At 40.9% G+C, this 16,871-nt stretch carries 12 protein-coding genes; 11 read left to right on the forward strand and 1 reads right to left on the reverse strand.

Going from position 1 to position 16,871, the window contains the following annotated elements; genetic code table 11:
* Window positions 1-180 precede the first annotated feature (180 nt).
* On the forward strand, window positions 181-2,427 hold the full coding sequence (locus BRLA_RS04565) for a YcdB/YcdC domain-containing protein (protein ID WP_003335224.1): 2,247 nt from the start codon (window positions 181-183) through the stop codon (window positions 2,425-2,427).
* Between the two features lie 78 nt (window positions 2,428-2,505).
* On the opposite strand, the gene BRLA_RS04570 is transcribed toward BRLA_RS04565, so the two are convergent.
* Complete coding sequence (locus tag BRLA_RS04570) at window positions 2,506-3,639, reverse strand: HD-GYP domain-containing protein (protein ID WP_003335223.1); 1,134 nt, start codon at window positions 3,637-3,639, stop codon at window positions 2,506-2,508.
* A 219-nt stretch (window positions 3,640-3,858) separates the two neighbouring features.
* Here BRLA_RS04570 and nrdR point away from each other — a divergent pair, with 219 nt between their 5' ends.
* The 10 genes from nrdR to treR all read left to right on the forward strand — a co-directional run bounded on the left by nrdR (window position 3,859) and on the right by treR (window position 16,837).
* Entirely contained in the window at window positions 3,859-4,347 is a 489-nt protein-coding gene (gene nrdR, locus BRLA_RS04580; protein ID WP_003335222.1) for a transcriptional regulator NrdR, read from the forward strand.
* A gap of 100 nt (window positions 4,348-4,447) precedes the next feature.
* Window positions 4,448-5,953: a DnaD domain protein gene (locus tag BRLA_RS04585; protein WP_003335221.1), complete on the forward strand. Its 1,506-nt coding sequence runs from the start codon at window positions 4,448-4,450 to the stop codon at window positions 5,951-5,953.
* Window positions 5,954-6,895 carry a primosomal protein DnaI gene (gene dnaI, locus BRLA_RS04590; protein WP_003335220.1) on the forward strand — a complete coding sequence of 314 codons (942 nt, stop codon included), beginning with the start codon at window positions 5,954-5,956 and terminating at the stop codon, window positions 6,893-6,895.
* A 571-nt stretch (window positions 6,896-7,466) separates the two neighbouring features.
* Window positions 7,467-8,657 carry a glycine C-acetyltransferase gene (locus BRLA_RS04595; protein ID WP_003335219.1) on the forward strand — a complete coding sequence of 397 codons (1,191 nt, stop codon included), beginning with the start codon at window positions 7,467-7,469 and terminating at the stop codon, window positions 8,655-8,657.
* A 45-nt stretch (window positions 8,658-8,702) separates the two neighbouring features.
* Window positions 8,703-9,656 (forward strand): L-threonine 3-dehydrogenase, encoded by a 954-nt coding sequence (locus tag BRLA_RS04600; RefSeq protein WP_003335218.1) that lies wholly within the window; start codon window positions 8,703-8,705, stop codon window positions 9,654-9,656.
* 309 nt (window positions 9,657-9,965) lie between these two features.
* Window positions 9,966-10,985: an ABC transporter substrate-binding protein gene (locus BRLA_RS04605; RefSeq protein ID WP_003335216.1), complete on the forward strand. Its 1,020-nt coding sequence runs from the start codon at window positions 9,966-9,968 to the stop codon at window positions 10,983-10,985.
* A 102-nt stretch (window positions 10,986-11,087) separates the two neighbouring features.
* Complete coding sequence (locus BRLA_RS04610) at window positions 11,088-12,716, forward strand: helix-turn-helix domain-containing protein (protein ID WP_003335215.1); 1,629 nt, start codon at window positions 11,088-11,090, stop codon at window positions 12,714-12,716.
* A 458-nt stretch (window positions 12,717-13,174) separates the two neighbouring features.
* Complete coding sequence (locus BRLA_RS04615; RefSeq protein WP_423752634.1) at window positions 13,175-13,891, forward strand: lytic polysaccharide monooxygenase; 717 nt, start codon at window positions 13,175-13,177, stop codon at window positions 13,889-13,891.
* Window positions 13,892-14,248: 357 nt separating this feature from the next.
* Entirely contained in the window at window positions 14,249-15,718 is a 1,470-nt protein-coding gene (locus tag BRLA_RS04620) for a lytic polysaccharide monooxygenase (RefSeq protein WP_003335212.1), read from the forward strand.
* Between the two features lie 408 nt (window positions 15,719-16,126).
* Window positions 16,127-16,837 (forward strand): trehalose operon repressor, encoded by a 711-nt coding sequence (treR, locus tag BRLA_RS04625; protein ID WP_003335211.1) that lies wholly within the window; start codon window positions 16,127-16,129, stop codon window positions 16,835-16,837.
* Window positions 16,838-16,871 lie beyond the last annotated feature (34 nt).

A 16,871-nucleotide genomic window follows, 5' to 3' on the forward strand; every position in this document is an offset into this window, starting at 1 on the left:
ATTTATGAAAAAAAGCTGATTTCATAAGTGCTGAAATCGGCTTTTTTATTTTGTAACCCAAAAATCTTGCATAATCATTCCAGTAATGGATTTTATATCATTCGTTTATCTAGTTTCATGTAAAATATTGCTATAATTAATATGATTGGAAAGGCAGTGTACAAGAAGAGGAGGAATGAGATGAACAGGTTATCATTGCGTAAGTGGATAGCTGTAGGTAGCGGATGTGTGCTGGCGGCTGGTATGTTAGTAGCTCCATTTGAGATGTCAGGAAGCGCTTCTGTATTGTATGCACAGGAGAAGAAGGGAGCTTATGATAAGCTATTAACACAAAAAGAAGTGGAAGAGCGTGTACGGCAATGGATTACCATTCCTGCGGATTACAAACTAAGAAATTCCCGATTAGAAATAGATGACGAGAGAACAGGCTCTCCATACTGGTCGATAAGCTGGGAGACAAGTGATAAAAAAAGCAACAAATATATTCATGCATCAGTTAATGCTCAAACAGGAGAATTGATTGATTTCTATAAATATACACGCAACAATAAAACGGTGAAAAAGGCGGTTAGTGAGAAAGAAGCGGAAAAAACGGCATGGGCTTTTATTGAAAAGGTAGCTAAATCAAAAAAAGATTCTTTGAGTAAAGCAAATGAAATTGTCCCATTGACGAATAACAATCATTATACATTTGTCCATACCCGTATGTCTGACGAAATTCCATTCCTTGAAAATGGAGTAACGATTAAGGTTGATGCTGATGGTGAAATTACGTCCTATCATCTTACGTGGGATGACGGAAAAATTCCCTCTCCTAAGGCAGCCATTTCCCTAGAACAAGCGGAGAAAACACTAAAGGGACTACTAGATCCACAGGTACGATACATGAGATCTGATAGGTATAAGAAGAGGAACAGCGGGGATGTAACGTATACTCCTGTTTATATATATGGCAACAATAGTGCAAAGTTTTTGGATGCAAATAGTGGAGAGGCGATCAGTCCAAATGGTCGCAAAGCGGAAACTAGCAATAAAATCATCCCATTAGGCGATAAAATTACATTTACAAAAAATCAAGCGCCTGAAAAAATCGGCAAAGACCAGGCAGAACAAATTGCAAAGAAATGGGCTGAAAAGCTAGCTAAAGGCTGGGTTTATAATGGATCAGGTGGGACAGGCTCCAGTGCTGACGCTTCAGGTATCAAAACATTGGATTGGTCATTTCGATTTATTTCAACGAATCAAAGCTCCCCATCTAATGAGAAAGAAATAAGAATTAAGATAAATGACAAGGGCCAATTCCTTGCCTTTTCAAAACATAACAACGAAGCATCGGAAAATACGAAAGGGAAACAAGCGATTGATAAGAAAGAAGCGGAAAAGGTAGCAATAGAAATGATCAAAAGCCTTTACCCTGATCATACGGGACAGTTGTATCTTAAAACAGGAGATGACCCTTACATTAGAGGCGATAAGGGGCAATCTTACATTTTTACATTTGGATACTTATATAAAGATACTCCCATTGATGACCTAGACATCGAGGTAGAAGTAAATAAATTTACTAATGAAGTCACTGAAGTTTGGCTCTATCAAAGGGAAAATGGCTCCCCTTTGCGAAGTAATGATGTTTTCGAAAAAATTCAGGTATCAAAGAATGAAGCGATAGAAAAGGAGATAAAAGAGAAAAAAGTAATGCTTACTTATTATAAAGCCCCTTTCTATATGTCAGGAGCAGATGAGTCTGTAAAGGAGTCTTCTCAAGAGATTCCAATACAGCTTGTCTATCGTTATGTAGGGAATGAGAAATCTGTAAACGCGGCTACTGGTGAATTATTAGACCGATGGGGATTTAGTGATGCTGAGTCCGCTACTGATATTGAGGGACACAAAAGTGAAGAAGCCCTAGGCAATATGCTAAATAGAGGGCTGTTCTTCCTAGAGGATGGAAAGCTGGAGCCAGATAAGGAGATATCTAGGGCTCAATTTGTAGGATTGATGATTAGCGTATCAAACGAGCTGAGTCACGATTATCGATCCTATGACGATGAAAATGATGAGAAGCCTTATACGTACTCAGATGTACCTACAAATCATCCGTATTATGCTGCCATTTCTCAGGCCTCTCAATTCAAAATCATACCATCTACAGTCCGCTTTGAGCCTGATCGTGCCATTACACGTTCTGAAGCGATACAAATGTTTATGCAGACATTACAATTTGGAGCGTTACTATCCAAGTCTGATATCTTTCAATCCCCTTATCCAGATGTAACAGCAGAACAAGTACCTGCTTATACGCTAGCGCATGCTTTAGGTTATCTGAGCGCACCGAAGGGGACGAAGGTAGAGCCAAATAAAAATCTAACACGTGCAGAAGCGGCAGAGCTGATTTATCAATTTTATCAGCAATACAGACACGAATAAATCGAGGCAAAGCAAAACTCCCTCTCAGCATTTTGTAAGAGGGAGTTTTGCTGGTTGTAAATGAAATAAACTAGATGATTACAAGTCCGGTGCAATATGCTTAGATTCCATAAAAGTAAATAATGTTTCGTCTTCAAATTGAGTAATAAATAGTTTTAAATTATATTTCAAATTAACTTCGTACGGGGTAAGCAGGTCATTGCCACGCCCGTCTCGCAAAATGCGTATCGTTGGACGATGACAGCATTCTGGATCTACCTTACAGACTACGCCGCTTTCTCCATTATTGAGTACGACTCCGCTCCCAAGTGGAAAGACGGCGATATGCTTACGAAAGGCATCTACTAAATGATGATGGAACAAATAGCCGCCTGATCCAAGCAGGTATTCAAGCGCATCCTGTGGCATATAGCGTTTTCTCCAACGTCTTGGGGTAGTTAGAGAATCATACACGTCACAAATAGCTACGATTTGCGCATACTCATGGAATTTGTCCCCTTGTAGCTGTTGCGGATAACCGCTTCCATCCATTCGTTCATGATGCTGGAAAGCTACGTGAGCAGATAATAATGAAATATCGTGTTGTTTCCGAATGATATCAAAGCCAAGGCGTGTATGCTCTTTGGCTTGCTCCATTTCAGCCTCGTTCCAACGCTCGGTTTTTTCAAGCAATTCTTTTGGTAGCGCTGTTTTTCCAATGTCGTGTAACAGTGCCCCGATTCCCAAATCACGTAATTGCGTCGTGTTGTAGCCAAGCGACATCCCAACGGCTGTAGCCATGACAGCGACGTTAACGGCGTGATGATACATTGCTCCCGAGTGAGAGGAGATGTTAGCTAGATGAATCATGATATCCTTTGCACCAGATAGATCATTTAAAATCTTATGAAAGACCTGCTGGAAATGCATGCCCATGTCTTTGACAGAGACCCTACGAGCAACTTTATTCGTATTCCGTAGTTGTTGCACGGTTTTATGTATGACTTCCAAAGCATCTTGCCTTGTCTCTGGACGTATAACATCCTCTACCTCAATATCTGATGTGTGTGGGTCATCAATGTAGACGGAATCAATTCCCATGCGTTGTAGACCACTTACCAATCTTTCACTTAGCTCCATACCTGCCCCAAGCAGGACTTTCCCATCATCTGTAAAAACGGTCCTTCCCAAATTCATTCCAGGTTGAACATGTCGCAATGAGACTAGGCGCATGCAAGAACCCTCCCTTGCTGTTAGATACTATCTCATTTTAAAAAAATTATGGACAAATGGGAATAGGATATTCGCTTTTTCCTTGACTAACCTTACTGGATATGGGACTCTAAAGAAAAACTTCAATAATTTACACGCAAATTTATTGAATAAAATCAAGTCTTTCTTTTTTGGAATGATGTTGATCTAACTGAGTAATCATTTTGGAGATGATGGCTAATGCGTTGCCCATTTTGTGAATTTAATGGGACAAGGGTATTGGATTCCCGCCCATTTAATAACAACAAATCAATCAGACGCCGTCGAGAGTGCGAGGACTGCGGCAGAAGATTCACTACATTTGAAATGGTGGAAGAAACACCACTATTAATTATTAAAAAGGACGGAACAAGAGAAGAGTACAGCCGCGATAAAATTTTACGTGGGTTGATTCGTGCTTGCGAAAAGCGTCCTGTGACACTGGAGATATTAGAGAATATTGTAAATGAAATTGAACGAGAACTACGTAGTCAAGGGAAGGCTGAGGTCCCTAGCAAAGAGGTAGGGGAAATGGTCATGGAGCGTCTGTACCATGTGGATGAGGTAGCTTATGTTCGGTTTGCCTCAGTTTATCGTCAGTTTAAAGATATTAATGTATTTATGCGAGAATTGGAAGAGCTTTTAGAACAAGCGCGGAATCAGCCGCCTAAAGTGAATAAATCAGAATAAGAAGCATTTTTTTCTCTAAGCTTCCAAACCTCTCCTACGTAACATGACAGAAGAAATGATATAATAGAGAAACTATGAACGTAAGGAAGGATTTTGGTCGATGCGTGTCATGTGGAACGAACTTGCGCCCAACGATCGCTATTTAGTGAGATTCATAAGGCCGCTGAGTATGATGGAGATGGGATTCATAACCCATCTTTATTTGCCCTTGCTGGGGGTGTCATCCTATTCGTTGTATCAATTATTAATGCACGAGGTGGATGAAAAGAGTGGAGCAGCAAGCGAAGGAACGCACCGGAGTCTAATGATGATGACATCCTTGCCGTTGGATCGCTTACTGCAAGCCAGAGAACGTTTAGAAGCGATGGATTTATTAAAGGTCCGTCGTCGTGAGAATCGCGAACATGACTTTTTTTATGAGTATATTGTCTTGCCACCGCTAACTCCGGCTCAATTTTTTCAGGAAGATATTCTTCCCGTTATGCTGTTAAATCAAGTAGGCAAAGTCAAATACGAGCAGCTTCGCCGTACCTATGCTGATCAGCTATGGGGGAATCTGGCGGAGGAGTATCCGTATGAAGAAGATGTAACCAAGCGCTTCTATGAGGTATATCATAATTTGTCAGCTTCTGAGCTGGAAATTCGCCCTGGATCGGAAACGGATCGATTTTTTGCTCACATGCAAGAAAAACATCCTACAGCCTCCCTAGCTAATCATTATGAAGCGGAGCCAGACAAACAATTGGATTTATCCTTTTTGCGGGCTAGCCTCCCTAGTCATGTACAAGCCTCTAAGGTAGTAACGCAGGAAAGCATTCCGTTTTTTTATCAGTTGCTCGCTTTTTATCAAGTGGATAGCTATTTATTAAGCCAAGAGCTGCGGGATTGGAATCTTTATGATTCTCAAGGGACTCTTAGCACAGAACTATTGCGTAAACGAATACGCGAGCGATATGTAAATAACCAGCTAACTCGTGAGCGCCGTTCTTTAGCCGATGCCTATTTGGAGCATCTCGGTCCTGGGAAAATACCAGCTCCTGGAACGGAGGTTTTTCTACGAATCTGTCGAGAGCTTTCACCGCTGATTATTTTAGAGCAAGCGGTGGGAGGTAGAATTTCACGTGCGTTTTTAGAACGGGCAGAGAGCTTGGTTTTCACAGATTCAATGCCGTCAGAGGTAGTAAATGCTTTGCTCTTATATGCCATGCGTGAAACGAAAATGGAATTGCCAAAAGCTTACGTGGAAACGATTCGAGATAGCTGGAAAGCCAAAGCCATTTCTACCGTAGAGGAAGCAGTGAGGGTTATTTTGGAACGGGCAGAAGCTAAGAATCAGGCTATGGAGAATCAGACGGCTCAATCTCTAGCAGCTTCCCAAAAAGGTGGATTATCCTCTAACAGGGGCCGGCGCAGTAATTCACGAGCATTGCTACAGGATAAGCTGCCTGCTGCTGTACAGCGACAGCTCGATCGTGAAGAAGCAGAGGCAGTTGATACTGATCGAAAAAAACGCGTAAAGCAAGTGAAAAAAACCATTATGGATGATCCAGAGCTTAAAGAATTATACGAATCACTACGACAGCCGATGAAGGGAGGCGAACATTAGATGGAACCTTTGCGTCAATTCATGGAGGAGTTAGCTAAGCGAACTCCACGGCATATTTTAAGTCCGGATGAACAATTGGATAAAATGATGCGCTCGTCTCTCTATCTAAAAGCCTTTCTACAGAAGCATCCTGAATTAACTAGGGAGGATTTGTTTCGCTCCCTTTCGGCAGTGTATGAGTCGGTGAAGGAGCACTATTATTGTGAGAATTGCCCCGGACTGTCAGAATGTCCTAATTTAGTAAAGGGACATACGAATAAGCTACAGGTGCAAAACAAGCATATTGTATCCGCACTAAGCCCCTGTGATAAGCAATTATCATATGAAGAAACACAGCGTACTCGTAAAATGATGCGAAGCTACTACGTGTCTGAAGAAACACTTCAAGCTAGCTTTCATCATATGGATATGGATGATTCCAATAAAGAAGCGATTCGTCTGGCGATGCGTTTCTGCCAAGAAATGAGAGACAACAAGAAGCAGGCTGCACGAGGGCTATATGTTCACGGAGGCTTTGGGGTTGGCAAGAGCTATCTGATGGCTGCTGTCGCACGTGAACTATCGGAGAACAACATTTCTTCCTTAATGGTTTACGTTCCAGATTTCATTCGAGAATTGAAAGAATCCCTCTCCGATCAATCCTATGTAGGTAAACTGGAGCTATTAAAGGAGATTCCTGTTTTGATTTTAGATGATCTAGGGGCGGAGAATGTCACGCCATGGATTCGGGATGAAGTGATTGGAGTTATTTTAAATCAGCGAATTAACAATCATCTGCCAACTTTATTTGCTTCAAACTATTCTCTTGAGGAATTGGAAGAGCATTTTGCCATGAGTAATGGCTCACGTATCGAAGTAACGAAGGCACGCCGGATTTTAGAAAGAATTCGTCATTATGTAGAAGAAGTAGTGATTGAAGGAATCAATCGTCGAAAAAGATAGCCTGTATAGAGGTATGTGTATATCAGCATTTCGTTTGACCGATCACCCAAGTATTGGACAAGCAAGTGAGTCCTTTACTTGGGTTTTTTGCCGATCAGAGGTAGTTTTTTTGAAATAGGAGCGTAGTCGGTAGCCTTGCTGTTTTTGCTGAGAGTGTCCTTTTGAAAAAGACATCCAAAGCTTATAGGGAACCTTGATGGCAATATACAAAAAAAGACAGATGTTCTTCCTAGAAAAACACGGTAAGATGGTTGCTTGATTATTCAGATAAAAGGTTTTTAAGTTGAAAGCTTGTTATCAAAGGGTTTTAAGTGACTGATTACTATGAATTAACAGATGATATTGAAAAATGTTGTGTTTGTTGTGTGGACATTATGAGGCACATGTGGTACTTTTAAAACTAGAATAGGAAGATGATTTTGCGGCTGATACAACATTGTTATGTACATACGGAGAGGACTTTTGTTTTCTCTGGAGGGAGTGAATCATTCCGTCTTCCTTACCAAAATGTAATGATAGTATCTCATTTATGTAAAGATAAAAAACCAAGATACCTATGGAGGGATAAAGGATGTCCAGCAGAGGATTGCAGGAGTTTTTACAAGAGAATTTAGCAGAGCTTAAAAGCAAAGGCCTTTATAACGTTATTGATCCTTTGGAGAGTGCCAATGGGCCTGTGATTACCATTAAAGGCAAAAACCTGGTTAACCTTTCTTCCAACAACTATCTAGGTTTGGCAACAGATCAGCGCTTGAAAGATGCAGCATACCAAGCGATCGAAAAGTATGGTGTTGGGGCAGGGGCCGTTCGTACCATTAACGGGACACTGGATATCCATATTACATTAGAAAAAACACTAGCGGAATTTAAACATACCGAGGCAGCTATTGCTTATCAGTCTGGTTTTAATTGTAATATGGCTGCAATTTCTGCTGTGATGGATAAAAATGATGCAATTCTATCGGATGAATTAAACCATGCATCCATTATTGACGGCTGCCGTCTATCTAAAGCTAAAATCATCCGTGTCAACCACTCTGACATGGATGATCTTCGTCAAAAAGCAAAAGAGGCGAGAGAGTCCGGTCTGTACAATAAAATCATGGTAATTACAGATGGTGTTTTCTCGATGGACGGAGACATTGCCAAGCTACCAGAAATTGTAGAGATTGCTGAGGAATTCGATTTAATCACATATGTAGATGATGCCCATGGCTCAGGTGTTCTCGGTAAGGGAGCAGGGACCGTGAAGCATTTTGGCTTATCTGACAAAGTAGACTTTCAGATCGGAACGCTGTCCAAAGCGATTGGAGTAGTAGGTGGCTATGTAGCTGGTAAACAAGAATTGATTAATTGGCTTAAAGTGCGCAGCAGACCATTCTTATTCTCTACTGCACTTACACCAGGAGATGTAGGAGCTATTACCAAAGCCATCAATATTTTGACAGAAAGCACCGAATTACATGATCGCCTTTGGGAGAATGGGAATTACCTGAAGAAGGGCTTGAAGGAGCTTGGCTTTAATATCGGAGACAGTGAAACTCCAATCACACCTTGCATTATTGGTGATGAAATAAAAACACAGGAATTTAGTAAGCGATTGTATGAAGAAGGCGTTTATGCAAAAGCTATTGTATTCCCAACGGTTGCTAAAGGAACCGGACGTGTCCGCAATATGCCAACTGCGGCGCATACAAAAGAGATGCTAGATCAAGCGTTGGCCATCTACAAAAAAGTAGGAAAAGAAATGGGAATTATTTAACCCTACTGATCAAAAGGAACAACAGGAAGAAAGGGGTCAACCCACATGAAAAGAATAATGGTAACAGGAGCGCTTGGACAAATTGGCTCCGAATTGGTCACGAAGCTACGAAGTGTATACGGAACAGAATCCATAATTGCCACTGATATTCGTCAGGGCGAGGGGCAAGAGGGACCATTTGAGATTTTAGATGTAACAGATGCAAAGGCTATGCACGATATTGCTACAAAGTACAAAGTGGATACCATTATGCATTTGGCAGCTCTGTTGTCTGCGACAGCGGAAGCAAAGCCATTGCTCGCTTGGAATTTAAATATGGGTGGATTGGTAAATGCACTTGAAGTAGCAAGAGAACTTAATTGTCAATTTTTTACGCCAAGTTCAATCGGTGCATTCGGACCAACAACACCAAAAGATAATACACCTCAGGATACAATTCAACGTCCTGTTACCATGTATGGGGTAAATAAGGTTTCTGGGGAATTATTGTGTGATTACTACTATCAAAAATTTGGAGTAGATACGCGCGGTGTACGTTTTCCAGGGCTGATTTCCTACGTAACGCCTCCAGGTGGGGGAACAACCGACTATGCAGTGGAAATATATTACGAGGCAATTAAAAATGGTCGTTATACCTCATACATCCAAAAAGGTACGTATATGGATATGATGTATATGCCAGATGCGCTTAACGCTATCATCAATTTGATGGAAGCAGATGCATCTAAATTACAACACCGTAACGCCTTTAACGTGACAGCGATGAGCTTTGAGCCAGAGCAAATTGCACGGGAAATCAAGAAGCATATTCCGACATTTGAAATGGACTACCAAGTAGACCCAATCAGACAAGGAATCGCAGACAGTTGGCCAAACTCAATTGATGCCACAGCCGCTAAAGCGGAGTGGGGTTTTCAAGCAGAATATGACTTGGAAAAAATGACAACAGATATGCTTGCCAAGCTTCGGGATAAATTGCAAGTGGGAGCTGGGATCTAAAGCGAAAGCAAAGAATAGTCATGATAGAGCAGCTATACAGTCGTGTAGTGTGCTTACAGTCTATAAATGATGTGAATAAAAACAGCAGGGGAGTAATTTCCTCTGCTGTTTTTATATAAAAAGGGAAAAATCGTTTGTTAAACCGATAAGGGAAATTCACAAGTGTTTGTATAAAAAATAGTCGAGAACGTGCATTGTAAAAAGCATAGGGCATCCATTACAATTTGTTTGGATAAAAGCAATAACGATAATCGTTATCAAATATAAGTTTTTCGGCAAATCGTAATTGTGTAGGAGAGGGGAAGAATTATGCTAAGGTCACGTTGGAACATGATTGCTGGGATGGCTGTATTGCTTGTCGTGATGTGCCTTGTTGCTGGGTGCGGAAAACAATCGCAGCAGGTAGACACACAGACTCAAAAGAGCGTGGAGAATGGACAGCAAGGTGAGAATCAGGCCAAAGATACGCAAACCGCTAAGCAATCACAAACACGTGTGGTTAAGGATGAATTTGGGGAAGTCGAGATTCCGGTACATCCGAAGCGAATAGCCGCTATTTATTTAGAAGACCCATTAGTTGCATTAGGAGTTACACCAATCGTGCAGTGGTATCATCCAGCATGGGGTAAGCAGGATTATCTGGGCCTAAATGTACCAACATTTGATGTAACGGGCAGCATAGAAGCATTACTTGCAGCTAATCCTGATTTAATCATTGTTGATGGTGGAGTAGATGCAACGAAATATGAAGCATATTCCAAGATAGCTCCTACTTATCGGGTGCCTGATTCTATTAATAAAAATGCTGTAGAAACGTTAAAAAGAGTAGCAGATATAATAGGGATGCCCGAAAAGGCTGAAAGTGTATTGCAAGCGTACCAGACAAAAGTAGCCGATGCCAAAGAAAAACTGAACTCATCAATAGGTAGACAGACCGTAGCGGTTATTCGTTTAAACGTTGGTGAAAAGCCATCATTAGCTCTTTTTGGCCTCAAAAACTCCTATACAAGAATGATTTATGAAGATTTAGGGCTGGAGCCGTATGAGCCTGTGAAAACGATTGAAACTCACGAGATTATGTCACTAGAAAAAATTCCAGAGTTTCATGCTGATCATATTATTATATTCCCATCTAATGGGACATGGACATCACAAGAGAATAAACAGGCACTTGCATTACTAGAGGACCCATTATGGAAGGCTCTCCCTGCGGTTAAGAAGGGGAATGTTTATCAATTAGAAAGAACACACTGGCAATCAGGCTCGATTAAAGCGAATGCGATGAAGATTGATGATTTATTGAAAATCTTTTCTGCTAAAACGAAATAGCAGGTTATCTGTCTAAAAGAAGAGAGGGCTTCAGCTTATGTTGAAGAACTTTCTTTTTTGTTTTATAATATTTTGAATGAGAATTATTATCAATGGAGTGGTATGATGAACCAGGTAGCAAGCTTGATTAGTAGTCCAAGCACCGTATTTCTCTTAGTAGATATCCAATATAACACGCTCCCTGCTGGACATCACCAGCATGATAATGAGACAAGCGACTATAGCTTAATTGTGGTGATTGATGGAAAGGGAAGGCTCCAAATAGAAGAGGATTGCTTTCATATGGAGCGGGAGAATTGCTTTATGATTGGACCTGGGGAATCTCTATTCATCCAAGCGGTAGATGACTCATTATGCTTGTATCAGTTAACTTTCAATAAGCTGTCCATTCAACCTACTGCTTCTAAAGTGACACTGGTAGATGAGGGTAAAAATGATTCACTTCCTTTCCTGGGTGCTGTAGTTTGCTCTCCTTTTTCTAAATGCCTTGATTTGGTAGAAGCGATATATTGTCATCGCAACGATGCCGATGATATGGAACGGTTTTCTAATCATGTACGATTTGAGGAATTGCTCCGCTTCGTGTTTCAACAAAATGCTTCTCAGAGTCATGTGGACATACGCCGTGCAGTGGAGCGCTCTATTGACTATGTGAGGAAGCATTACTATGAACCAATGACAGTAGATCAATTGGCGGCTGATGCTAACGTCGCTCGTTATAAATATACGCGCATTTTCAAAGAAATGACAGGACAGATTCCCCTTGATTTTGTAAATACATTACGAATAGACAGAGCTAAACAATTGCTCAGTAAAACAGACGATCGAATTCATGAAATAGCAGAGCGGGTTGGATTCAACAACGAATTTTATTTTAATCGTCGGTTTAAACAAATGGTTGGTGTAGCCCCGGGACAATACCGGGATAATCTGCGTAGTGATCTTCGCATCGTCTCCTTGTTTTTAGAGGATTATTTACTGGCATTAGGGGTAACTCCGATTGTACAGTGGTCACATGGGGGATGGGGAAAGCTTGATTATCTTGGGCTACAGCATATTCCGACGCACGATGTCCTGACACAGGACATTCATCAGCTATCCTATTATAAGCCAGATTTTATTATGGTGAGAGAAGGGGTTCAAAGCTTAGCAGGTATCTATGATCAATGCAGGCAGATTGCACGTACAAGTGTCATTTCGCACCCTGTTGATGATTGGCGTTCGACCCTGCGTACAGTAGCTGATATGCTAGGGCGAACGAATACGGCTGAGCAGTTAATCAAGCAATACGAGAATAAGGTAGCAAAGGCTAAGGAAGCGTTGGCACATTCTGTAAAAGGGAAAACCTTTGCTTTCCTGCGGGTATCCGCCCATTATATCAGCGTGGATTATCTTTACACAGGGCCTGTACTATATCGAGATTTAGAGATGAAACCACATCCATTCGTAAGCCAAGTGAAAGGAGAGTCTAAGCGAAGATGCTTGTCATGGGAAGCCCTTTCTGAGTTGGATGTAGATCATCTATTCTATACATTTGATAAATGGCATGACGAAGGTGAAGGCGCAGAAAAAAGGCAGCTATCTCATCCGATTTGGCAATCCATTCCGGCTGTTCAGAAAAACTGTGTGTATGAGGTAGATTTTATGACATGGATGAGTCATGGGGTTATCGCTAATAGCAGGAAGATTGATGATGTGATGAGGGTGCTCGGAAGAACATATACGATATAGTAAGAATCATGATAATCTGCCGCAAAGTGGCTGGATGACTGAATTCCTTCCGTACCAGGCAATATCTATTCATGCAGCAAATCGTGGAGCAATATCAGCCGTTGGAAGCAGCACAGAAGAGCCGGTGTCGCTTCCTATTAGACGAGCTCTTGCACATTGTCTTTTCTCAAAAGCGAAGGATTCGAAAACACCAGGAAATCCCGGTTACCAGAATAATTAGCCAATTGTAGTTTACTATATAGCAAAAAAAGCATCTGAACTGTAAAAAAACAGTTTAATAAGTTCTAAATAATGGCTCCCATTTTTATAATATTACTAATGTTATAAATGGAGGTGAGTATGGCGGTCTTGTCAGAACTTCGCTTTACCACATCATGGGAGGTCATTAAATGACAGAACAGTGCGTCATAAGCAAGATGGCAATCAAGGTATGTGTTGCTTTTGGACTTCTAGTAGTAATGATAGCAGGGGCTATGTTTATTGCTGAACGTGTGTCAGCTCACGGCTATGTGGAATCACCTACAAGTCGGGCTTATATGTGTAAACAAGGCAAAAACATGAATTGTGGTCCCATTCAGTATGAGCCTCAGAGTGTAGAAGGAGAAGGGTCCTTTCCACAATCTGGCCCACCGGATGGACAAATCACAGGGGCAGGGCGCTATCCCGAGCTGTATACACAAACCGCTGATCGTTGGAAAAAAGTAACGATGCATAGTGGGGAAAATACGTTTCAGTGGAGATTGACAGCATCGCATAGCACAAGGGAGTGGAAGTATTACATTACGAAAAATGGCTGGAATCCCAATAAACCACTTGCTCGCTCCGACTTAGACGTAGTTCCGTTTTGCTACTATTACGATGGTGGAAACAGACCAGGTACAACGGTGACTCATACCTGCAATGTACCAACTGATCACAGTGGTTATCATCTTATTCTGGCTGTGTGGGAGATTGCGGATACCACGAATGCTTTTTATCAAGTGATAGACGTTAATCTGGTCAAAAGCGCTGCTACTGAGCAAGTCTCGATCGATGTAAGCAAGACTGCTATAGCACCACAAGCTCCTCAAATGAAAAAGGTAAGCCCTATCTTTTCTACGATACAACAAATGAAACAGGGAAGTATACTGCCACGTGCCCACTGGTTTGCTGGTGATCAACGGGCGCTATACTGATTCATTATAGACCGAATAATAGGTGTCACTAAAACGCCTATTATTCGGCTTTTTTGAGTCAAAAAACCTATGCAGAAAAAATAATGTAATAATAACATAAATCTAGTTCTTTCATCCTAAAAAAAGTTACATAGAAAATAAAGACAGGAAAGAATCGCCGTTTCCATCATTTTACTGGATTTTATCATAATCAAATCTTTTACTTTTAAAAATTAGTAGATTTAAAAATATGACTATTGTAATGTGATAATTCAGTCGTAAAGAATCTATCTAATCTGCTACCAATTTTAATAAAATAACAAATGTTACAAAGTATTTCGTATAACCTAGAAAATCACATACTAGGAGGTAGACAGAATGACTTTGCAATGGAAAACAGTTTTTGGGAAAAGCTCTATAGCTTTTGGAATAACGCTTGCCGCTATGGCTGGTACGATGGTATTTGCAGGCAGCGCGTCAGCACATGGTTACATTGAATCACCTACGAGTAGAGCTTTACTTTGTAAGCAAGGACAAAACGTTGGTTGCGGTCAAATTCAATATGAACCGCAAAGTGTAGAGGGAGTAGGTAATTTCCCACAATCTGGACCTAAAGATGGGGAGATTACAGGAGCAGGAAAATATAAGGAACTCTTTGTCCAAACCGATAGTAGATGGAAAAAGGTGGATATGGAAGGTGGGAAAAATACTTTTACGTGGTATTTAACCGCTCCACATTCTACAGGTGACTGGAAATATTATATAACGAAAAAAGATTGGAATCCTAACAAGCCATTAGGGCGCAACGATCTTGAACTCATTGCTACATTTAACGATGGTGGCAAGGTTCCCCCTAAATCAGTGTCTCATGTTGTTAATGTTCCGACCGACCGCAGTGGCTACCATATCATCCTTGGTGTGTGGGAAATCGCTGACACAGGGAATGCTTTTTATCAAGCAATCGACGTTAATTTGAAAAACGATGGTAACCCAACAGAACCAGAGGTACAATTGCCGACAATTCCTAGTAACCTGACCTCTCCAGGACAGACAACAACAAGTATTGAATTGCGCTGGTCAGCATCGACAGCCTCTGAAGGTATCAAAGAATATGAAGTATATCGCAATGGTAGTCTAGCAGGTAAGACTAGCCAGGCATATTTTGAAGATAAGGAATTGACGCTCGATACGGCTTACACATATACGGTTCGATCCATTGATTTCGCTGGAAATAAATCTGAAATGTCCAAGCCATTCACAGTTAGAACTAGTAAAGAAGACGAACAAGTGGAATTGCCAACTGTACCAGATAATCTAGTTTCTTCAGCCAAAACTACATCTACAATTGAGTTGAGTTGGACAGCTTCCGCAGCTCCACATGGGATTCACGCCTATGAAGTGTATCGTGATGGCCGACAAGTAGGGACGACTATAGAAACAAGCTTTACAGACAAAGATTTGAAGGCTGACACAACCTATTCTTATATGGTAGTAGCTGTTGACCATGCAGGGAATAAATCTGATTTCTCACAAAAAGTAACAGTGCGTACCGAAAAAGAGCAGACTGGGAACACCGGTGACACATGGAATAAAGACAACGTTTATAATACTGGTGATCGAGTGATATATGAGGGCGTAGAATATGAGGCTCAATGGTGGACTCGCGGCGACCGTCCCGACAGCACTGATGTATGGAAGCAGGTAGGCGATGCTATACAAAAATGGAACAGCGACAAAGCCTACCAAGGTGGAGCAAAAGTATCCTACGAGGGTAAAACCTACCAAGCAAAATGGTGGACAAAAGGTGAAGAGCCTAGTACATCATCCGTATGGACACTTGTACAGTAAGTAACCGGAGCAGTAACAGATAGGATTAGAAAAAAGGAAAAAGGGACCATTCAGTAGCATTTTTGAATGGTCCCTTTTTTTATTTTACTAAGCTAAGGCTTACTAGGGGAGAATGCTTACACGGGTACCTTGATCTGCACTTTTCCTAATAATCCCCGCTTTTAATTTAGATGTCGACATAGTTAGCCCTCTCCTTTTCTTTCTGGTTTGTACATTATAAAGAAAATACAGATATTTTCCTGTTCTTGAAAAATATCTATCATCTTAGAAACAAAGATCATTTTAAGTAGCCGATTTTTTCATTTACGTCCATTTCTTTTTCATCCCTAACAACTTCTGGTAGTATGGTATAGAGAATATAGACAGATAAAGCATTGATAGGGCTATTGATACACGGAGGAACGGATAATGAACAGAAGATATCTTGCTATTTATGAAGAGATTAGACAGGGAATTATTGAAGGAGTGTATCCACCAGGGGAAAAATTACCTTCTGAAAATGATTTTTGTAAAAAGTTTGAGACTAGTAGGGGCACGATTCGCCGTGCTTTAGATATGCTGGCAGAAGAAGGGCTTGTGAACAGCATGCATGGGAAGGGCGTCTTTGTATTAGATCAAAATACAATTAGCTTTTCCTTTGGTGGATTAGTTAGCTTTAAAGAAGCTAACGAAAATAGCGGAGTGGTCTTTTCGACAACTGTGCCATTTTTTACAGAGCTGGTTATTGATAAAAAACTGGAACAAAAAACTCATCTTCCAAATGGTATAGACGTTTATCATTTATATCGGGTAAGAAAGCTGGATGGAGAAAGGGTCATATTGGATATCAACTATTTTAGCAAAGAAAAGTGTGCAGGCTTGACTCCTGAAATCGCTGAAAAATCTATTTACGATTATATAGAGAATGATTTGGAATTAAAAATTGGGTTTGCGCAAAGAGTAATTCAAGTAGAGCAAGCAACAGGAAAAGATCGAGAGTATCTGGATATGAAAGCATTTGGATTTGTTGTGGTCGTTCGCAACTATGTGCATTTATATGACGGTACGATATTTGAGTATACAGAGTCACGACATCGTCCAGATCGATTTGTGTTTACTGATTTTGCACGTAGGCGATGAAATAATCGTTTACGTGAAGCAGTAGCTAGATAAT

The organism is Brevibacillus laterosporus LMG 15441 (genome assembly GCF_000219535.2).
GTDB classification, from domain to species: domain Bacteria; phylum Bacillota; class Bacilli; order Brevibacillales; family Brevibacillaceae; genus Brevibacillus_B; species Brevibacillus_B halotolerans.